At 68.0% G+C, this 18545-nt stretch carries 16 protein-coding genes; 8 read left to right on the top strand and 8 right to left on the bottom strand.

Features of this window, described 5'->3' with window-relative positions:
• Nucleotides 1-57: 57 nt before the first annotated feature.
• The 6 genes from ipdC to KW843_RS18020 all read right to left on the bottom strand — a co-directional run bounded on the left by ipdC (nucleotide 58) and on the right by KW843_RS18020 (nucleotide 8122).
• Nucleotides 58-1704 (bottom strand): indolepyruvate/phenylpyruvate decarboxylase, encoded by a 1647-nt coding sequence (ipdC, locus tag KW843_RS18045; protein WP_218296534.1) that lies wholly within the window; start codon nucleotides 1702-1704, stop codon nucleotides 58-60.
• A gap of 166 nt (nucleotides 1705-1870) precedes the next feature.
• Complete coding sequence (locus tag KW843_RS18040; protein WP_218296533.1) at nucleotides 1871-2575, bottom strand: anaerobic ribonucleoside-triphosphate reductase activating protein; 705 nt, start codon at nucleotides 2573-2575, stop codon at nucleotides 1871-1873.
• A complete protein-coding gene (gene nrdD, locus KW843_RS18035) occupies nucleotides 2550-2762 on the bottom strand; it encodes an anaerobic ribonucleoside-triphosphate reductase (protein WP_218296532.1) in 213 nt (70 codons plus the stop codon). The genes KW843_RS18040 and nrdD overlap by 26 nt, the downstream gene beginning before the upstream one ends.
• Before the next feature lie 260 nt (nucleotides 2763-3022).
• On the bottom strand, nucleotides 3023-5041 hold the full coding sequence (locus KW843_RS18030) for a ribonucleoside triphosphate reductase (protein WP_218296531.1): 2019 nt from the start codon (nucleotides 5039-5041) through the stop codon (nucleotides 3023-3025).
• A gap of 295 nt (nucleotides 5042-5336) precedes the next feature.
• Nucleotides 5337-5765, bottom strand: coding sequence for a hemerythrin domain-containing protein (locus KW843_RS18025; protein ID WP_218296530.1), 429 nt, complete (start codon nucleotides 5763-5765; stop codon nucleotides 5337-5339).
• A 71-nt stretch (nucleotides 5766-5836) separates the two neighbouring features.
• On the bottom strand, nucleotides 5837-8122 hold the full coding sequence (locus tag KW843_RS18020; RefSeq protein ID WP_218296529.1) for a nitric-oxide reductase large subunit: 2286 nt from the start codon (nucleotides 8120-8122) through the stop codon (nucleotides 5837-5839).
• Between the two features lie 238 nt (nucleotides 8123-8360).
• Between KW843_RS18020 and norR the strand changes: the two genes are divergently transcribed.
• The 5 genes from norR (at nucleotide 8361) to KW843_RS17995 (ending at nucleotide 14469) form a co-directional block, all read left to right on the top strand.
• The gene (gene norR, locus KW843_RS18015; RefSeq protein WP_218296528.1) at nucleotides 8361-9926 is read left to right on the top strand and encodes a nitric oxide reductase transcriptional regulator NorR; all 1566 of its coding nucleotides are present in this window, start codon (nucleotides 8361-8363) and stop codon (nucleotides 9924-9926) included.
• Nucleotides 9927-10039: 113 nt separating this feature from the next.
• Nucleotides 10040-11263 carry a threonine ammonia-lyase gene (locus KW843_RS18010; protein WP_218296527.1) on the top strand — a complete coding sequence of 408 codons (1224 nt, stop codon included), beginning with the start codon at nucleotides 10040-10042 and terminating at the stop codon, nucleotides 11261-11263.
• Nucleotides 11264-11343: 80 nt separating this feature from the next.
• Entirely contained in the window at nucleotides 11344-11490 is a 147-nt protein-coding gene (locus tag KW843_RS18005; protein ID WP_218296526.1) for a hypothetical protein, read from the top strand.
• A gap of 81 nt (nucleotides 11491-11571) precedes the next feature.
• Nucleotides 11572-12291: a 7-cyano-7-deazaguanine synthase QueC gene (gene queC / locus KW843_RS18000; protein ID WP_218296525.1), complete on the top strand. Its 720-nt coding sequence runs from the start codon at nucleotides 11572-11574 to the stop codon at nucleotides 12289-12291.
• 306 nt (nucleotides 12292-12597) lie between these two features.
• A complete protein-coding gene (locus KW843_RS17995; RefSeq protein ID WP_218296524.1) occupies nucleotides 12598-14469 on the top strand; it encodes a phosphoenolpyruvate carboxykinase (GTP) in 1872 nt (623 codons plus the stop codon).
• A gap of 181 nt (nucleotides 14470-14650) precedes the next feature.
• Here the strand turns inward: KW843_RS17995 and KW843_RS17990 are convergent, their stop codons facing one another.
• Complete coding sequence (locus KW843_RS17990; RefSeq protein WP_218296523.1) at nucleotides 14651-15091, bottom strand: hypothetical protein; 441 nt, start codon at nucleotides 15089-15091, stop codon at nucleotides 14651-14653.
• Between the two features lie 125 nt (nucleotides 15092-15216).
• Here KW843_RS17990 and KW843_RS17985 point away from each other — a divergent pair, with 125 nt between their 5' ends.
• The 3 genes from KW843_RS17985 to KW843_RS17975 all read left to right on the top strand — a co-directional run bounded on the left by KW843_RS17985 (nucleotide 15217) and on the right by KW843_RS17975 (nucleotide 17697).
• Nucleotides 15217-16176, top strand: a complete 960-nt coding sequence (locus tag KW843_RS17985) for a LysR family transcriptional regulator (protein WP_218296522.1) — start codon at nucleotides 15217-15219, stop codon at nucleotides 16174-16176.
• Nucleotides 16177-16317: 141 nt separating this feature from the next.
• Nucleotides 16318-17163, top strand: a complete 846-nt coding sequence (locus KW843_RS17980) for a metallophosphoesterase (protein WP_218296521.1) — start codon at nucleotides 16318-16320, stop codon at nucleotides 17161-17163.
• A 111-nt stretch (nucleotides 17164-17274) separates the two neighbouring features.
• Nucleotides 17275-17697: a universal stress protein gene (locus KW843_RS17975; RefSeq protein ID WP_218296520.1), complete on the top strand. Its 423-nt coding sequence runs from the start codon at nucleotides 17275-17277 to the stop codon at nucleotides 17695-17697.
• Nucleotides 17698-17814: 117 nt separating this feature from the next.
• Here KW843_RS17975 and KW843_RS17970 read toward each other — a convergent pair whose 3' ends face one another.
• Nucleotides 17815-18438 (bottom strand): TetR/AcrR family transcriptional regulator, encoded by a 624-nt coding sequence (locus KW843_RS17970; protein WP_218296519.1) that lies wholly within the window; start codon nucleotides 18436-18438, stop codon nucleotides 17815-17817.
• Nucleotides 18439-18545: the final 107 nt, after the last annotated feature.

Genomic DNA, 18545 nt, shown 5'->3' with positions numbered 1-18545 from the left:
ACCGGCATCGCCCCACCCCCTGCCAGGCTGGCGCGCGCGTGCGTGTGGCGGGGAGGGCTACCTTCCCGCGCGCAGCGCGCGAATGCCCTCTGAAAAACGCCGCAGCGTGGGCGTGCTGTCGCCCGGCGGCACCATCAGCTCGATGAGCTGGAAGCGCCCACGTTCGGCAAACGCGGCATCGAGCGCCGCCTTGAACTGGGCGCGCGTGTGCACCCGGTGGCCGCGCCCGCCCAGCGCGTCGGCGGCCTCGGCCAAGTGCCAGTCGCCGAGCGCGGCGCAGCGCGACGTGGTCTGGAACGCGCGGATCATTTCCCAGGTCTGGTTGTTGAGCACGATGGCGATGGGGTCCAGCCCCAGGCGCGGGCAGTTGCCCAGCTCCCAGCCCGTCATCTGGAAGGCACCGTCGCCCACGAGGATGAGGCTGCGCTGGCCCGTGGCCACCTGGGCGCCGATGCCGGCCGGCACCCCGAACCCCATCGACGCGTAGTAGCCCGGTGCCACCAGCGGCGTGGGCAGCAGCTCCATGGCGGCGAACAGGCAGTCGCCGATGTCCGAGACGATGTTCATGGGGCCGTGCGCGCGGATGCGGTCGTTGAGCGCGCGGGAGAGGTCGGCCGCGCACACGGGCGCATCGTCGGCCACCAGGCCTTCGGGGCAGATGGGCGGGGGTGGCAACGCGCGTGCCATTGCAACGCCCGCTGCCGGGGCACGGGCCAGCAACGCCTCCACCAGCGCGGCCAGGGGGATGTCCGGGTACAGGTGGTGGCCCACGCGCGCCTCGCGGTGCGCGGCGATCAGCGCGCGGCGGAAGTCCATGCGCTGGGCGCTCACGCCGAAGTTGCTGTCCGACAGGATGGCGCCCAGCATCACGGGCAGGTCGGAGTCGTCAAGCAGCGCGCTGGTCTCCGGTGCGCCCGCCACGCCCAGGTAGGTGCCGTGGAAGGGCACGCCGGCATGCCCCGCGTCCTCGGCCAGCAGGCCCCGGCCCATGAAGGTGGTGAGCACGGGCAGCTGCAGGCGGCGCGCGAGTTCGGCCACGCGGGCTTCCAGGCCAAAGCGGCGCACCTCCACGTCCACCACCAGCACGGGGCGCCGGGCCGCCTGGATGCGGGCCATCCATTCATCGGCGCATTCGGCCACGGCGGCTACGTTGAACGGGCTGGGGGGCAGCACCGGCACCTCGGCCATGGGGTGCAGCGTCATGTCGCGCGGCACCTCGATGAGCACGGGCTGCGAGTACTCGCGGCAGCTGCGCAGCACGCGGGCAAGGTCGGCGGGCGCGGTGGCGGGGTCGGACAGGCGCACCTGGTCGCAGGTGATCTCGCGGAAGATGCGCCACTGCGAATCGACATGGCGCACCTGGTGGTGCAGCACCAGGCCGGAGTGCGCCTCGACCTCGCCGGGGCAGCCGGCCAGCACCACCAGCGGCGAGCGCTCGGCATAGGCCCCCGCCACCGCATTGACCACGTTGAGCGCACCCGCGCCGTAAGTGACGGCCACCACGCCCAGCCCGCAGTGCATGCGCGCGGCGGCATCGGCGGCAAAACCCAGCGAGGGTTCGTGGCTGAGCGTGACCAGCGGCAGGATGCCGCTTTCCTCGATCTGCGCGAACAAGGGCAGGATGAAATCACCGGGGATGCCGAAGATCTCGCGCGCGCCGTGGTGCTTGAGCGCGTGCAGCAGCTGGAGGCCGAGGGGGTTCATGGAGGATTTCCTGACAAGGTGGTGCCGTTGTGCGGCGGTGGCGCGAATGATCCGCGCGGGCCGCGCAAAGCACTTCTGACGCGCATCAAGGCGTGTGCAACAGCGGCCGTATTTGCATGCCTATTTCATGCAGGCCCTTGCAACGCAGGAAATCTGCGCCCGGCGCTCACACCCGGCGCAAGGTGAATCCGGAAAACAGCGCGGCCAGTTGCTGCTGGTGCGCGGGCGCCAGCGCCCAGGCCGGGGCGCCGAGCACGCGGCATTCCTGCAGCGCCCAATGCCGCACCCCGCGCGCGGCCAGGGCCTGGGCCAGTTCCAGCAATTCGCCCACACCAAACAGGCCCGCGTGCCAGGTGGTGCGGCATTCGTGGTCGATGCCATGGGCCAGCATGGCATCGAGCGCGGCCCAGGCGCGCGCGCCGCTGCCGGGGGTGGCGGTGATGGCGTCGTAGCGCTGCGGCAGGGCCTTGATGTCCAGCCCCACCCAGTGGAGGCGCGGCAGCAGCGCCGCCAGCCGCCCGGGGTACATGCCGCCGGTGTGCAGGGCGGTCTGCAGGCCCAGTGCGCGCACGGCATCCACCGCAGCGGGCAGCGCGGCTTGCAGCGTCGGCTCACCGCCCGAAAACACCACGCCGTCAAGCAGGCCCCGGCGGCTGTGCAGGAACTGCAGCGCCTCGTCCCACGGCAACGCCGGGGGCGCGGCGGCGTCGAGCAGCCCGGGGTTGTGGCAGTAGCCGCAGCGCCAGGGGCAACCCTGGCAATAGAAAACGGCCGCGAGGCGGCCGGGGAAGTCGATGGTGGTCAGCGGCGTGAGGCCGCCCAGGCGCAGGGCGGCGGCACCGGGCTCAGCAGCCGTTGCTGCTGGAGCCACGGTGCGTTTCGGCGAAGAAGCGGCGTTCGGCGTGCTCGCCCTGCTTGCCCGTGTTGAAGCTGGCCACGGGGCGGTGGTAGCCCATGACGCGGGTCCAGACCTCGCAGGGCTGGCGCTCGTCGTCGGTGAGCTGCACGGCGGCGGCGCTGGAGATGGCGATGTGTTCGGTGGCGGAGAAATGGCTCATGCCGGGGTCCTTTCGGGGGTTGAGGAAATGGTTTGCTTCTGTTTTGATAGCTGCTTGCGCTTGACCATCAAGCGCCAGGGCCACTTTTTGTTCAAAATCTAGTGTGGTGTTGCATGCTTGACGGCACATTTAAAACCGATGGATTTTTGGTCAGGGCAAGGCGCAAACCACAGCGATACCCGTAGGTATCGCGCGGATTTGCAACGCAGCCCTGGCCGAAAAGACGCGGTTTTAAGTGCCGGATAGCGTGCAGCACCACACTAGGCGACCAGACGCCGCCGCTTTGCGTCCAGCCGCTCTTCGTCGCAGCGCGGGCAAAACGGGTGCTCGCCCGCCAGGTAGCCGTGGGTGGGGCAGATCGAGAACGTGGGCGTGACCGTGATGTAGGGCAGGCGAAAGCGCGTGAGCGCGCGCCGCACTAGATCGCGGCAGGCCGCGCCGCTGGACAAGCGCTCGCCCATGTACAGGTGCAGCACGGTGCCGCCGGTGTATTTGGATTGCAGCGCCTCCTGCCGCATCAGGGCCTCGAACGGGTCGTCGGTGAAGCCCACGGGCAGCTGCGAGGAGTTGGTGTAGTAGGGCTGCTCGGCCGTGCCCGCCTGCAGGATGGCGGGCCAGCGCTTTTTGTCTTCCTTGGCGAAGCGGTAGGTGGTGCCTTCGGCGGGCGTGGCCTCCAGGTTGTAGAGGTGGCCGGTTTCTTCCTGGAAGGCGGTCATGCGCTCGCGCACGTGGTCGAGCAGGCGCACGGCAAACGCGTGGCCCCATTCGCTGGTGATGTCGTGCCGGTCCGCCGTGAAGTTGCGCACCATCTCGTTGATGCCGTTCACGCCCAGCGTGGAAAAGTGGTTGCGCAAGGTGCCCAGGTAGCGCTTGGTGTAGGGGAACAGGCCCTGGTCCATCAGGCGCTGGATGAGCTTGCGTTTGGTCTCCAGGCTTTGTTTGCCCAGTTCCAGCAGGCGGTCGAGCGCGGCGAACAGGCCCGCCTCATCGCCCGCATGCTGGTAGCCCAGGCGCGCGCAGTTGATGGTGACCACGCCCAGGCTGCCCGTCTGCTCGGCGCTGCCGAACAGGCCGTTGCCGCGCTTGAGCAGTTCACGCAAATCGAGTTGCAGGCGGCAGCACATGGAGCGCACCATGTTGGGCTCCAGCTCGGAGTTGATGAAGTTCTGGAAGTACGGCAGACCGTACTTGGCCGTCATCTCGAACAGCCGCTGCGCGTTCTCGCTCTCCCACGGAAAATCCTTGGTGATGTTGTACGTGGGGATGGGGAAGGTGAACACCCGGCCCTTGGCATCGCCCGTGGTCATCACGTCGATGTAGGCGCGGTTGATGAGGTCCATCTCGGCTTGCAGCTCGCCGTAGCTGAACGGCATTTCCACGCCAGCGATCACGGGCACCTGCTCGCGCAGGTCCTCGGGGCAGGTCCAGTCGAAGGTGAGGTTGGTGAACGGCGTTTGCGTGCCCCAGCGCGAGGGCACGTTGAGGTTGTAGACCAGCTCCTGGATGCACTGGCGCACGGCGGCGTAGTCCATGGCATCAATGCGCACAAAGGGCGCCATGTAGGTGTCGAACGACGAGAACGCCTGCGCGCCCGCCCACTCGTTTTGCAGCGTGCCCAGGAAGTTCACGATCTGCCCCACGGCCGAACTCATGTGCTTGGGCGGCCCCGCCTCCACCTTGCCCGGCACGCCGTTGAGCCCCTCGTGCAGCAGCGTGCGCAGCGACCAGCCCGCGCAGTAGCCGCTGAGCATGTCGAGGTCGTGGATGTGCAGGTCGCCGCTCCTGTGCGCCTCGCCGATCTCAGGCGTGTAGACGTGCGACAGCCAGTAGTTGGCCGTGACCTTGCCCGCCACGTTCAGGATCAGCCCGCCCAGCGAGTAACCCTGGTTGGCGTTGGCGTTCACGCGCCAGTCGGCGCGCGTGAGGTATTCGTTGATGGAGCTTTCCACATCGACCAGCGTCTGCCGGTCGGCGCGGAGCTGGGCGTGCTGCTCGCGGTAGACGATGTAGGCGCGCGCGGTCGCCAGGTGGTTGGCGGCGATCAGCGTCTGCTCGGCCACGTCCTGGATCTGCTCGATGGTGGGTGCCTCGCCATGGAAGCGGTGGATCAGCACCTTGGTGACCTGGGCGGTGAGCAACGCCGCTTCGTCGGCGCCATATTCACCCGAGGCCTGGCCCGCGCTGGCCAGCGCTGCGCGGATGCGTTCGGCGTCAAAAGGAACGCGCTGGCCGCTGCGCAACACAACATCGCGGGGCAAGGTGGCAAGGGTGGACGCCATGGGTTCGACCAATCTGTGGAACGGGTTAAAAACACTACCTATGGTGTCCACGATACCCACCAAACACTATAGGTAGTTTGACCCAACACAATCGAGGCGGTAAGCAGGGGTAAAAAAAATGCCGGCACAAAGGCCGGCGAAAGGAAGGTGCCGTCAGGCCCTACCGATGGATGGGGGTGCGTGTGATGGCACGCTGGAGCACAAGAGGTGTGCGTGGAAAAGGTGGGTGTTTTTCTTGGGGGCTAGGGGCTGCAGGGGCTCCACTGCTGCGGCCGGGCTGCGCTCGCGTGGGCGCTCAATGGCAGGCGGCGGTTTCTTCCTCCTCGATGCGCGGATAAAAGTCATGGTCTTCGCGCTGCATGCGCTCGAACACCCGGCGCAGCACCACGTTGGCCTCGTCCCGAAAGCCCTGCGCATCGCGGCGCACGGCCTCGGCCGTGTTCCAGCGGCGCGCAAAGGCGTCGTAGGCGCTGGCAATCGAGGCCATCTCGCTCTGGTACTGGCGGCCCAGGCGCGCCAGTTCGGCGTTGCCACCGCGCTGCAGTGCGGGGTACAGCACCTGGTCTTCCACGGCCAGATGCAGCTTGATGGTGCCGCTCATCGCCACGATGCCCTGCGCGATGGCCGTGGCGTTGGCCTGCACGCCCGCGTGGGCCAGGGCGCGCAAGGTGGCGATGCTGCGCAGGATGTCGGTGTGCTGGTGCTTGAATTTGTCGAGGTTCATGGTCAGTCCTTGTGGGCAAACGGTGTGTGAGCGCGGTGGCCGCTTGTGGCAGCCGCCGCGCACGGTGCATTTCAGCGGCGGGCCTGTGCCAGGTAGGCCCCCGTGGAAGCGGCCGGGGCCCGCGAACCGAACACACCGCTCACCACCTGCCAGGCCATGGCCAGCGCGCCGACGATGAAGACCACGTCGCCGAAGGTGCGCACCCAGCGCAGCGTCTGGATGAAGGGCTGCTGCATGAAGGCCTCGCCCCGGGCGTACCACAGGCCTTCGCTCACGCTGGCATGGAACTGGAACAGGGCAATGGGGAACAGGCTGGTGGCGATCATCAGCACCAGGCCGGCGTTGAGCCACCAGAAGCCCGTCTTCATGAGCCGCTCGCTGAACACCAGCTGCGGCCGGATGTAGCGCAGCACCAGCAGCGTGAAGCCCAGCGCCAGGAAGCCATACACCCCGAACAGCGCGGCGTGGGCATGCACCGGCGTGGTGTTCAGGCCCTGCACGTAGTACAGCGAGATGGGCGGGTTGATCATGAAGCCGAAGACACCCGCGCCCAGCATGTTCCAGAAGGCCACGGCCACGAAGCACATCAGCGGCCAGCGCAGGCGGGCCATCCAGGGCGTGCGGTGCTGCAGGCGCCAGTGTTCCCAGGCCTCGTGGCCCAGCACGACCAGCGGCACCACTTCGAGCGCGCTGAAGGCTGCGCCCACCGCCATCACCGGCGTGGTGGTGCCTGCAAAGTACAGGTGGTGGAAAGTACCGGGCACGCCGCCCAGCATGAACAGCGAGGCCGAGGCCAGGCTGGCCGTGGTGGCCATGCGCACCGACACCAGCCCCAGCGTCGAGAAGATGAAGGCGAGCGCCGTGGTGGCGAAGACTTCGAAGAAGCCCTCAACCCACAGGTGCACCACCCACCAGCGCCAGTACTCCATCACCGACAGGTGGGTGCGTTCGCCGTAGAAGAAGCCCGCGCCGTAGAACAGGCCGATGGCCACCACCGACGCCGTCAGCAGCGCCAGCAGGTTCTTGTCGCCACCGGGGGTGCGCAGCGCCGGCACGATGCCGCGCAGCATGAGCACCAGCCAGAAGGCGATGCCGGTGAACTTGCCGATCTGCCACAGGCGGCCCAGGTCCACGTATTCATAGCCCTGGTGGCCCAGCCAGAAGTTCCACTCGGGCGGCATGACCTGCGCGATGGCCAGGTAGTTGCCCGTGAACGAGCCCACCACCACCACGACCAGCGCCCAGAACAGGATGTCCACGCCCAGCTTCTGGTAAGCCGGGTCCTTGCCCCCATTGATGAGCGGCGCGAGGAACAGCCCCGCCGCCAGGAAGCCCGTGGCGATCCAGAACAGCGCGCTCTGGATGTGCCAGGTGCGCACCAGCGAATACGGGAACCACTGCGACACGTTGATGCCGTAGAACTGCTGGCCTTCCACCGTGTAGTGGGCCGTGAAGCCGCCCAGCAGCACCTGGAAGCTGAACAGCGCCACGATGAGGAACAAATACTTGCCCAGCCCGCGCTGCGACGGCGTGAGCGGCACGCGCGAGAGCGGGTCATGCTGGGGTGGCGTGGGCTCCACCTCGTCGTGCTTGCGCAGGAAGGACCAGCCCCACACGAGGAAGCCCACGCCCGCCATCACCACGACCACGCTCATCACGGACCAGACCATGTTCTCGGCCGTGGGCTTGTTGCCGATCAGCGGCTCGTGGGGCCAGTTGTTGGTGTACGTCGCCGTGGTGCCGGGGCGCTCGGTGGCGGCGGCCCAGGCCGTCCAGAAGAAGAAACCCGTCATCTGCGCGCGCCGCTCGGCGCTGGGCAGGGTGTTCTCCTTCATGGCGAAGTGCTCGCGGGTCTTGTGCAGCGCGGGCACGTCGCTGAAAAGCTGGTCGTAGTACAGCGCGGTCATCGCAATGGCATCCGCACGCACCGAAGACACCGTGGCCACGCCCGTCTCGGGGTGGTAGGTGTTGGTGCGGTACTCGGTCTTCATGCGGTCGCGCAGCACGGCCTGGGCGGCGGCGTCGAGCTCGGCAAAGGGCTTGCCGTGCGCACGCTCGGCGGCGACGTCAAGCCAGTGGAGCAGCTCGCGGTGCAGCCAGTCGGCCGTCCAGTCGGGTGCCTGGTAGGCGCCGTGGCCCCAGATGGAACCCAGCTGCATGCCGCCCACCGATTGCCACGCGGTCTGGCCGTCGAGAATGCTGTCGTGGGTGAAAAGCACTTCACCCCCGGCCGTGGCGATCCTGGCGGGAATGGGCGGCGCGGTGCGGTAGACCTCGGCGCCGTAGTAGCCCAGCAGGCTGAAGGTGACGATGAGCACGCCGATCAGCGTGAACCAGAGCTTGCGGTAGTTACCCATGGCGGGCCTCCTGCTTCAACAGAACAACAACAACGGGGCGGCGCCAGCGTGCGCTGGCGGCATGGGGTCGGGGTCTTGTGGTCATGGCTTTCCGGAACGAGTGAATCGGTGTCACTGTCCACATCGCAAGCGCCGGGCCAGGGCTGCAGGCCCATCAAATCAACCACTTGCAGCAGTCATGGTCTTTTTGACCATCCATGGATAGGGTTTAATTCACCCATCAAAGGTAAATATCACCATGGACCATAGCCCCCTGCTCGCCGACCTGGCCACCGATCTGCCCCAGGCCGTGCGCCTGCAGCGGCTGGCGGACCACCTGCGCACGCGCTTTCACTGCGGGGCCGTGGCCCTGCTGCAGCTGGAGGAAGACCACCTGCGCCCCGTGGCCGTGGAGGGCCTGGTGCGCGAGGCGCTGGGCCGGCGCTTCGTGGTCAGCCAGCACCCCCGGCTCGCCGCCATCCTGGCGCGGCGCGAGGTGACCTGTTTCGACCACGACAGCGCCCTGCCCGACCCCTACGACGGCCTGCTCGACACCCTGGTGGGCGAGCCCCTGCCCGTGCACGACTGCATGGGCGTGAGCCTGTGGGTGGACGGCCAGCCCTGGGGCGTGCTGACGCTCGACGCGCTGCAGACCGGCACCTTTGGCGAGGCCGCACGCGCCGCGCTGGCCGACTGCAAGGTGCTGGTGGAGGCGGCCGTGCGCATCTCGCGGCTGGAGCGCGAGGTGCAGGCGCTGCGCAGCGCCCCCCACACCCGCAGCGCCGACGACGAGCGCACCACCCGCGCGGGCGATGGCGACATGGAGATCGTCGGCCAGAGCGAGCCCCTGCTGCGCCTGCTGCACGAGCTGGAGGTAGTGGCGGGCTCGGACCTGCCGGTGCTGCTGCTGGGCGAAACCGGCGTGGGCAAGGAGCTGTTCGCGCGCCTGCTGCACCGCCAGTCCACCCGCGCTGCCCGCCCGCTGGTGCACGTGAACTGCGCGGCGCTGCCCGAATCGCTGGCCGAGAGCGAGCTGTTTGGGCATGTGCGCGGCGCGTTCTCCGGCGCAGTGGCCGATCGGCCCGGGCGCTTCGAGGCCGCCGAGGGCGGCACGCTGTTCCTGGATGAGGTGGGCGAGCTGCCGCTGGCCGTGCAGGCCAAGCTGCTGCGCACGCTGCAGAACGGCGAGATCCAGCGCCTGGGCGCCGACCGCCCGCGCCGCGTGGACGTGCGCGTGATCGCCGCCACCAACCGCAACCTGCGCGAGCAGGTGCGCGACGGCGCCTTCCGCGCCGACCTGTACCACCGGCTGTCGGTGTACCCCGTGCCCATCCCGCCGCTGCGCGAACGGGGCAACGATGTGCTGCTGCTGGCGGGCCGTTTTCTGGAACTGAACCGCGCGCGCCTGGGCCTGCGCAGCCTGCGGCTGTCGGCCAGCGCACAGGACGCCCTGCGCCGCTACCCCTGGCCCGGCAACATCCGCGAGCTGGAGCACGTGGTCAGCCGCGCGGCGCTCAAGGCCCTGAGCCGGGGCGTGAGCCGCGCGGACATCGTGACGCTGGAGCCCGCGCTGCTCGACCTGGACGCCAACGCCGCCAGCGTGGCCCACGCCCCCCTGGATGCCGGTGCCCCCGCTGTGGCCACCACGCCGCCCACCCCCACCACCGCCGAAGGCCCGCTGCGCGACGCCGTGGATGCCTGCCAGCGGCACGCCATCACGCAGGCCCTGGCGCGCCACCAGGGCAACTGGGCCCAGGCGGCGCGTGCGCTGGAGGTGGACGCGAGCAACCTGCACAAGCTGGCGCGCAGGCTGGGCATCAAGTAGATGCTTCAATTTTGATAGCATTCAGCGCTTACCCCTCAAGCGCTGGCGGCCATTTTCTTCCCATGTCCATGCCGGGGGGCCTGCGGCACGCGGGCCTGCGCCACAATGGCGCCATGCTGACCCTCCAAGACATCCGAGACGCCGCCACCCGCCTGCAGGGCCAGGTGCTGGACACCCCCTGTGTGGAATCCAAGACGCTCTCGCAGATCGTGGGCGCGCAGGTATTCCTCAAGTTCGAGAACCTGCAGTTCACGGCCTCGTTCAAGGAGCGGGGCGCCTGCAACCGGCTCACCTTGCTGGTCGACGCGGAACGTGCCCGCGGCGCGGCGCCCGGAACGACGCCGGGTGTGGTGGCCATGAGCGCGGGCAACCATGCCCAGGGCGTGGCCTACCACGCGCAGCGCCTGGGCCTGCGCGCGGTGATCGTGATGCCGCGCTTCACGCCCGGCGTGAAGGTGGAGCGCACCCGCGGCTTCGGCGCCGAGGTGGTGCTGCACGGCGACACGCTCGAAGAAGCCCGGGCCCACGCCTACGGGCTGGCCGATGCGCAGGGGCTGACGTTCGTGCACCCCTACGACGACGAAGCCATTGCCGCGGGCCAGGGCACGGTCGCGCTGGAGATGCTCGCCGCCCAGCCCGATCTGGACATGCTGGTCGTCGCCATCGGCGGGGGCGGGCTGATCGCCGGCATGGCCACGGCGGCCAAGGCGCTCAAGCCCGGCATCGAGATCGTGGGCGTGCAGGCGGCGCGCTTTCCGTCGATGGTCAACGCCGTGCGGCACACGCAGCACCCCATGGGCACCTCGACCATCGCCGAGGGCATTGCCGTGGGCACCCCGGGCAAGATCACCCAGGAGGTGGTGCAGCGCCTGGTGGACGACCTGGTGCTGGTGGACGAAGGCGATATCGAGCAGGCCGTGCTGATGCTGCTCGAAATCGAGAAGACGCTGGTCGAGGGCGCGGGCGCCGCGGCCCTGGCGGCGCTGGTGCGCCACCCCGCCCGCTTCAGGGGCAAGCGCGTGGGGCTGGTGCTCTCGGGGGGCAACATCGATCCGCTGCTGCTGGCCGCCATCATCGAGCGCGGCATGGTGCGCTCGGGCCGGCTGGCGCGCATCAAGGTCAGCGCGCGCGACGTGCCGGGCGTGCTCGCGCGCATCACCGCCACCGTGGCCGACGCGGGCGCGAACATCGAGGAAGTGCACCACCAGCGCGCATTCACCATGCTGGCCGCGCAGAACGTGGAGATCGAGCTGGTCCTGCAGACAAGGAGCAAGGCGCACGTGGACGAGGTGCTGGGCAAGCTGCGTTCGGCGGGCATGGAGGCCGACCTGATCTGACCCCCGGCGCGGGGTTTTCAGCCCCGTGCACGCCGGCGCGGCTAGAATTGCGCAAGTTTTAAGCATCTGGAGCCCACACCATGTCCGACCACCACACTACGCACGCCCCCGAATCGCTCCCGCACGATCCTGTGGAAAACGTGGTTCACGTGATTCCCGTGGTGCTGCCCGTGGTCGGCGGCATCATGATGTTCCTGCTGGCCTTCATCGCCGTGTACATGGCCTGATCGATTGCCCTGGCACCGCCACAAGCCCCGCTGCGCGGGGCTTTTTTTCGCCTTGCACCACCCCCGTCACCAGGAGACCCCATGAGACCCGGACACGCCCTCGTCCTTTTTTCCGGTGGCCAGGACTCCACCACCTGCCTGGCCTGGGCGCTCACGCAGTTCGAGCGCGTGGAAACCATCGGCTTCGACTACGGCCAGCGCCACCATGTGGAGCTGCAGGCCCGGCAGGCAGTGCTGGCGGCCCTGCGGTCCCGCTTCGGGCCATGGCGGGACCGGCTCGGCGACGACCACATGATCGACCTGGCCGTGCTGGGCCGCATCAGCGACACGGCGCTGACCAGCGACGCCGAGATCCAGATGACCGCCGCCGGCCTGCCCAACACCTTCGTGCCGGGGCGCAACCTGCTGTTCTTCAACCTGGCCGCCGCCGTGGGCTACCGGCGCGGGCTGCACACGCTGGTGGGCGGCATGTGCGAAACCGACTTCTCGGGCTACCCCGACTGCCGCGACGACACGCTCAAGGCGCTGCAGGTCGCCGTGTCGCTGGGCATGGGGCAGCGCTTCACGTTCGAGACGCCGCTCATGTGGCTGGACAAGGCCGCCACCTGGGAGCTGGCCCGCACCCTGGGCGGCGACGCGCTGGTGGATCTCATCATCACCGAGTCGCACACCTGCTACCACGGGGTGCGCGACACGCTGCATGCCTGGGGCTACGGCTGCGGCACCTGCCCGGCGTGCGAGTTGCGCAAGGCGGGCCATGCGCGGTGGCAGGTCGGCCAGACAGGCCAGCCCTGCACCTGAAGGGCGGGACAGAGCGGGACTGGGCGGATTGTGATGCATAACCTCATGCATCTTTTGCATGGTTTTAGCCCCAGTCTGACAGACAAGCGGTCGGCAGATTCATAAAATTGACACCCCAGCCGACCCGCGGAATCCGTGGAAATAGCCTCCACCCCGTGGGGCTGATCCACGCTCCCGCCCGCCGACTGAGCACGAAAGCCGTTTTTTCAAAGGCAGCGCTCAGCATCGCAACTGCGCCAGGCCTTGCCGCGATCCACCGGGTCCGCTTCCTTTGAAAAAACTGTTTTTCAACTTAGGAAGCTCCCGATGAACGCACCCACCATGCAGGGCCTGAATCTCAACGCCCCCGCTTACGTCAAGAACGCCCGGCTGCTCGCCTGGGTGGCCGACATGGCCGCCCTGTGCAAGCCCGACACCATCTATTGGTGCGACGGCAGCAAGGAAGAGTACGACCGCCTGTGCCAGCAGCTGGTCGACGCCGGCACCTTCAAGAAGCTCAACCCCGCCAAGCGCCCCGGCAGCTTCCTGGCCTGGTCCGACCCATCGGACGTGGCCCGCGTGGAAGACCGCACCTACATCTGCTCGGCCGCCAAGGAAGACGCAGGCCCCACCAACAACTGGATGGCACCCGCAGAGATGCGGGCCACGCTGCAGCCCCTGTTCGACGGCTGCATGAAGGGCCGCACCATGTACGTGGTGCCTTTCAGCATGGGCCCCCTGGGCAGCCACATCGCCCACATCGGCGTGGAGCTGACCGACAGCGCCTACGTGGCCGTGAACCAGCGCCTCATGACCCGCATGGGCAAGGCCGTGTACGACGTGCTGGGCGTGGAAGGAGAGTTCGTGCCCTGCATGCACACCGTGGGCGCCCCCCTGGCCGAAGGTGAAAAGGACACGACCAGCTGGCCCTGCAATCCCAAGGTCAAGTACATCGTGCACTACCCCGAGACGCGCGAGATCTGGTCGTACGGCTCGGGCTACGGCGGCAACGCGCTGCTGGGCAAGAAGTGCCTGGCCCTGCGCATCGCGTCGACCATGGGCCGCGACCAGGGCTGGCTGGCCGAGCACATGCTCATCCTGGGCGTGACCAACCCCGCCGGCAAGAAGTACCACGTGGCCGCCGCCTTCCCCAGCGCCTGCGGCAAGACCAACTTCTCGATGCTGGTGCCGCCCGAAGCAGGCTTTGCCGGCTGGAAGGTCACCACCATCGGTGACGACATCGCCTGGATCAAGCCCCATGCCGACGGCAAGATGTATGCCATCAACCCTGAAGCCGGCTACTTTGGCGTGGCCCCCGGCACGAACATGCACACCAACCCCAACTGCATGAAGAGCCTGGACAAGGACGTGATCTTCACCAACGTGGCCCTGACCGACGACGGCGACGTGTGGTGGGAAGGCATGGAAAAGGACACCGGCAAGCTCCCGGACCACCTGATCGACTGGCAAGGCAAGGACTGGACGCCCCAGATCGCCAAGGAAACCGGCGCCAAGGCGGCCCACCCCAACTCGCGCTTCACGGTGGCCGCCACCAACAACCCGGCGCTCGATGCGCAGTGGGACGACGCCAACGGCGTGGCGATCGACGCCTTCATCTTCGGCGGCCGCCGCTCCACCACCGTGCCGCTGGTGACGGAAGCCCGCACCTGGACGGAGGGCGTGTACATGGCCGCCACCATGGGCTCCGAGACCACCGCCGCCGCCTTCGGGGCCCAGGGCGTGGTGCGCCGCGACCCCTTCGCCATGCTGCCGTTCTGCGGCTACAACATGAGCGACTACTTCCAGCACTGGCTGAACATGGAAGGCAAGATCGCCGCCACCGGCAAGGCCGTGCCCAAGGTCTTCTGCGTGAACTGGTTCCGCAAGGACGAGGCCGGCAAGTTCGTCTGGCCCGGCTACGGCGACAACATGCGCGTGCTCAAGTGGATGATCGACCGCATCGAAGGCCAGGCCCAAGGCCAGGAAACCATGTTCGGCGTGGCGCCCCAGTACGCCGAGATCAACTGGACGGGCCTGGATTTCAGCGCCCAGAAGTTCGACGCCGTGACCAGCATCGACAAGGCGGCCTGGGCCGATGAGTTCAAGCTGCACGATGCCCACTTCGAGCAACTGGCCTACCACCTGCCCACGGCCCTGCTGGACACCAAGGCCCTGCTGGAAAAACGCCTGGCTGCATAAAACCCTGTTCTTCCCAGTCCGAGAAACCGCCCCTTCTGCCGAACGGGCGGTTTTTTCATGGGCCGGCGCCAGGGGGAAACAGGCCAGGCGCAGGACAGCCGGCCCATGAAAAAAGCCGTGGCGAGCATTCGCCACGGCTTCAAGGGGATCGGGACGGCCGCGCCGGCCGCGCAGCGCGGTCTCAGTAGTACGTGCGGATATCGTTCACCGTGGGGATGCCCATTGCATGGTTCAGTTCAGCCATGATGCGGGGATCCTTCATGGCGACTTGCCAGGTGCGCTCGTCGTCCGCGGCGCGGCGGCGGTTTTCCGCCCAGGCGCGGCCTGCCACGCGCAGAGCGGCGCCAGCACGGCGTGCCGGGGCGGTCAGCAGGGCCAGGGCGGCGAACGCCACCAGCCACAGCACCATCCACGCGGCCAGCAGGTGGCCTTCGCTCCAGGTGTCGATCACCTGGTTGGCCACGACCAGCAGTGCCGACACGACGGCCGCGAGCAGCAGGGTGGCGGCGCCACGGGCGCCGTCAAAGTTGGCGGCCACGCTCTTCAGAGCGGCGGCGGCGTTTTCGGCGCGGACCACGCCGGGGTGTTCAGTGGGGTAGTCAACGTGTGCAAAGCTGGTCATTTCGGTTTCCCTTTTCTAACGCTTGTGGCGAGATTGCCGGGCGATGGGGCAATACTAGGGTTTACCCTTTGCATGTTCAAGTTTATATTTTGAATCATTGATATTCATAATGGTGATGAATGGCCATGACACCCTTGAACTTCCGCTCGCTGGACCTGAATCTGTTGCGCGTCTTCGACGAGGTGATGGCCGAGCGCAGCCTCACGCGCGCGGCGCACAAGCTGTCCATCACCCAGCCCGCCGTGAGCAATGCCATGCGCCGGCTGCGCGACGTACTGGGGGATGAACTGGTGGTGCGCAGCGGCCAGGGGGTTGAGCCCACGCCCCGCGCCTTGGCGCTGTGGCCCCCCGTGCGCGAGGCCCTGGCCCATCTGCAGGACTCCCTGGCGCCGGGGCGCTTCGAGCCCGCCACGGCCGAGTCCACCTTTGTGCTGGCCATGGCCGATGCCACGGCGGCCACGCTGGTTCCCGCCCTCGTGGAGATCATCGAGCGCGAGGCCCCCGGCATCTCGATCCGGGTGCTGCCCCTGACCACCCGCGACCCCCGGCGCCTGCTCGACGAGGAAGCCGCCGACATGGCGGTGGGCTACTTTCCGGCCGTGCTGGCGGACCTCACGGCACGCGCGCAGTCGGGCGGGGCGGTCGCGTTCGAGAGCCGCCGCCTCTACGACGGGGAATACGTGTGCGTGATGCGCCAGGGCCACCCGCTGGCGGACGCGCCGCTCACCCTGGACGCCTATTGCGCTGCCCGGCACATGCTGGTGAGCTTTTCCGGCCGCCCCTTCGGTTTCATCGACGAGGCGCTGGCCTCCCTGGGCCGCGAGCGCAAGGTGGTGATCACGGTCAACCAGTTCTTCACCGCCGGGCGCGTGGTGTCGGGTTCGGACCTGCTGACGGTGCTGCCGCGCCACTTCGTGCCCGTCACGGGCATCTCCGACGCGCTGGTGCAACGGGCCCTGCCGCTGGACGTCCCGCCCGTGCACGTCGATGCCCTGTGGCGCCGCCGCGGCCCGCAGCAGGCGGCGATGACCTGGCTGCTGCACGCCCTGGCGCGCTCGGCGCGCCGCACCTTTCCCGAACCGTGAGGCCCGGGCGCGGGCATCCCCCACCCACCCCAGCGCGGCCTGCCGCGGCAGTGCCTTGCGGCGGGATCTGGCGCATTTCGGGGTGCCGCCACGGCATTCGATTCGCCCCGTCCCACCCCGAGCCCGTAGACTGCGCGCTCCATGAACATCCAGCTGCTGTCCGATCTGCACCTTGAGGCGCACCCCCATTTCATCCCCGAACCGGCCCCCGGCGCCGATGTGCTGGTGCTTGCGGGGGACGTGGGCTCCTACCAGCAGGGCTCGCTGCTGCAGGACGATGACTTCGGCCTCGCCCGGTTCTCGCCCCTGGCCCCGTACGCGGGCTGGCCCACGCCGGTGCTCTTCGTGCCCGGCAACCACGAATACGACGCGCAGGATTTCGATGCGGCCCACCAGCGGCTGCGCAGGACCTGCGAACGGCTGGGGATCACCTGGCTGGAGCGGGAGGTGGTCACTCTTCAAGGTGTCCGCTTCGTGGGCACCACGCTCTGGAGCGATTTCGACGCTTTGGCGGACCACGAAGGCACCACCGACCTGGCGAGGCGCCTGAAGCTGCGCGACAAGGCTTTCCGGGCGGCGAATTTCTATCTGCGCAAGACGGGCGGCACCCGCCATGCGCAGCCATTCCTCGCGGAGGCCGTGCGCGACCAGGCCCTGGCCTGCCAGCAGTGGCTGGCCGACGCGCTCGCGGTCCCGTTCGACGGGCCCACGGTCGTGGCCACGCACTTCGCGCCCAGCCTGCGCAGTGCCGACCCGCGCTACGGCATGGTGCCGGGCACGGCGGGCTTCTGCAACGCGCTGGACGCCCTGCTGCCCCGCGCGCAGCTGTGGCTGCACGGGCACCTGCATGCCCCGAGCGACTACACGGCACGGGGCCTGCGCGAGGACGGCACGCCGTGGCAGTGCCGCGTCGTGGCCAATCCGCTGGGTTATGCGCGCAAGGGCGAGCAGGCGGCGTTCCAGGCGCAGTGCTGCATCACCTTATGATCGGTGCACGGGGCCCTGCCGCCCCGCAGTGCAGAGGAAAAAACATGACCCAGGTCAAGACAACAGAAGTCCGCGCACGTTAGTCTGACCCATTCCTTTTCGGAGAACACCATGAACATCCTGCTTGCTGTCGACGGCAGCGCCTACACCAAGAAAATGCTGGCTTACCTGGCCACCCACGAAGAACTGCTGGGGGGCAACCACCAGTACACGGTGCTCACCGTGCAGGCCCCGCTGCCCGCGCGTGCCCGCGCGGCCCTGGGCAAGGAAGTCGTGGAGAACTACCACGCCGAAGAAGCCGAGAAAATCCTGGCGCCCGTGTGCAAGTTTCTCGCGCGCCACGGTGTGGAGGCCAAGCGCAGCGTCAAGGTCGGCACGGTGGGCGAGAACATCGCCAAGGTGGCCGACAGCGGCAAGTTCGACCTGCTGGTGATGGGCTCCCACGGCCACGGGGCCCTGGCCACCCTGGTCATGGGTTCGGTCACCACGCAGGTGCTGGCCCACAGCAAGGTGCCCGTGCTGCTCGTGCGCTGAGCCCCGCCGCCCGGCGCAGGCCGCGCCCTGCCTCGGCAGGGTTTTTCGCCCACAAGACAAGAAAGCCCGGCATGCCGGGCTTTCTTGCGAGGTGCGAAACGCCGGAACGGGCTGCCGCTACCGCGCAGCCAGCCCGTCGAAACAGGTGCGCACCACCAGATCCACGATCTGCGCATCCGAATACTGGCCGCCTTCCTTGAGGAAGCTCACCACCGGGTCACAGGCCCGCGCATACAAGGTGTACAGCACCACCAGCGGTGGCAGCGTGGGGTTGATCACGCCCTCGGCCTGGGCCTGGGTGATCCATTCGCCGATCTGGTCGCTCACCGCCACCAGGCCGTTGAGATAGTCCTTGTTGGCCATGAGCACCGCGCGCAGCGTGGAGTTGCGGCTGGGCAGCAGCGGCATTTCATTGCTCAGCAGGCGCTCCAGCGACCAGCGCACCAGCGCATGGAGCTTTTCGAGGGGTGGCGTTTCGGCGGGCAGGTCCGCCAGATAGGCCCGCACCCGCGCCAGGATCTGCACCATGGCGGCGCTGCACAGCTCTTCCTTGCTGCAAAAGTGCTTGTACAGGCTGGCCTTGGCAATGCCCACGGCGTTGGCCACATCGTCCATGGTCATGGCGTCGAAGGCCTTTTCGCCCAGGAGCTGGCAGGTGGACTGGAGGATGGCATCCTCGCGCGCCTGGTGCATCTGCTCCTTGAACGAGGCTTTGGGGGGCTGCGTTTGCATGGCGTCCATTTTATACATCACAGTAAAAAAATAAATGACCAAGTTGCAATGCAACTACGTCGTTCACGTTTTCTCCAGCAGGAATCGTGCCGCGGGCCTGGGCGCGAGGGCGGGCA

Source organism: Acidovorax sp. sif1233, from assembly GCF_019218755.1.
In the GTDB taxonomy this organism is placed as follows: domain Bacteria; phylum Pseudomonadota; class Gammaproteobacteria; order Burkholderiales; family Burkholderiaceae_C; genus Acidovorax.
This window is presented reverse-complemented; position numbering and strand designations above follow the sequence as displayed.

Excerpts from the sequence above, each read along its gene's own strand:
- KW843_RS17975 (WP_218296520.1), top strand. The coding sequence starts at position 17,275 with ATGAACATCCTGCTTGCTGTCGACGGCAGCGCCTACACCAAGAAAATG.
- KW843_RS17980 (WP_218296521.1), top strand. The coding sequence starts at position 16,318 with ATGAACATCCAGCTGCTGTCCGATCTGCACCTTGAGGCGCACCCCCAT.
- KW843_RS17985 (WP_218296522.1), top strand. The coding sequence starts at position 15,217 with ATGACACCCTTGAACTTCCGCTCGCTGGACCTGAATCTGTTGCGCGTC.
- KW843_RS17990 (WP_218296523.1), bottom strand. The coding sequence starts at position 15,091 with ATGACCAGCTTTGCACACGTTGACTACCCCACTGAACACCCCGGCGTG.
- KW843_RS18025 (WP_218296530.1), bottom strand. The coding sequence starts at position 5,765 with ATGAACCTCGACAAATTCAAGCACCAGCACACCGACATCCTGCGCAGC.
- nrdD (WP_218296532.1), bottom strand. The coding sequence starts at position 2,762 with ATGAGCCATTTCTCCGCCACCGAACACATCGCCATCTCCAGCGCCGCC.
- KW843_RS18020 (WP_218296529.1), bottom strand. The coding sequence starts at position 8,122 with ATGGGTAACTACCGCAAGCTCTGGTTCACGCTGATCGGCGTGCTCATC.
- KW843_RS18005 (WP_218296526.1), top strand. The coding sequence starts at position 11,344 with ATGTCCGACCACCACACTACGCACGCCCCCGAATCGCTCCCGCACGAT.
- ipdC (WP_218296534.1), bottom strand. The coding sequence starts at position 1,704 with ATGAACCCCCTCGGCCTCCAGCTGCTGCACGCGCTCAAGCACCACGGC.
- KW843_RS17995 (WP_218296524.1), top strand. The coding sequence starts at position 12,598 with ATGAACGCACCCACCATGCAGGGCCTGAATCTCAACGCCCCCGCTTAC.
- KW843_RS18030 (WP_218296531.1), bottom strand. The coding sequence starts at position 5,041 with ATGGCGTCCACCCTTGCCACCTTGCCCCGCGATGTTGTGTTGCGCAGC.
- KW843_RS18010 (WP_218296527.1), top strand. The coding sequence starts at position 10,040 with ATGCTGACCCTCCAAGACATCCGAGACGCCGCCACCCGCCTGCAGGGC.
- norR (WP_218296528.1), top strand. The coding sequence starts at position 8,361 with ATGGACCATAGCCCCCTGCTCGCCGACCTGGCCACCGATCTGCCCCAG.
- KW843_RS17970 (WP_218296519.1), bottom strand. The coding sequence starts at position 18,438 with ATGGACGCCATGCAAACGCAGCCCCCCAAAGCCTCGTTCAAGGAGCAG.
- queC (WP_218296525.1), top strand. The coding sequence starts at position 11,572 with ATGAGACCCGGACACGCCCTCGTCCTTTTTTCCGGTGGCCAGGACTCC.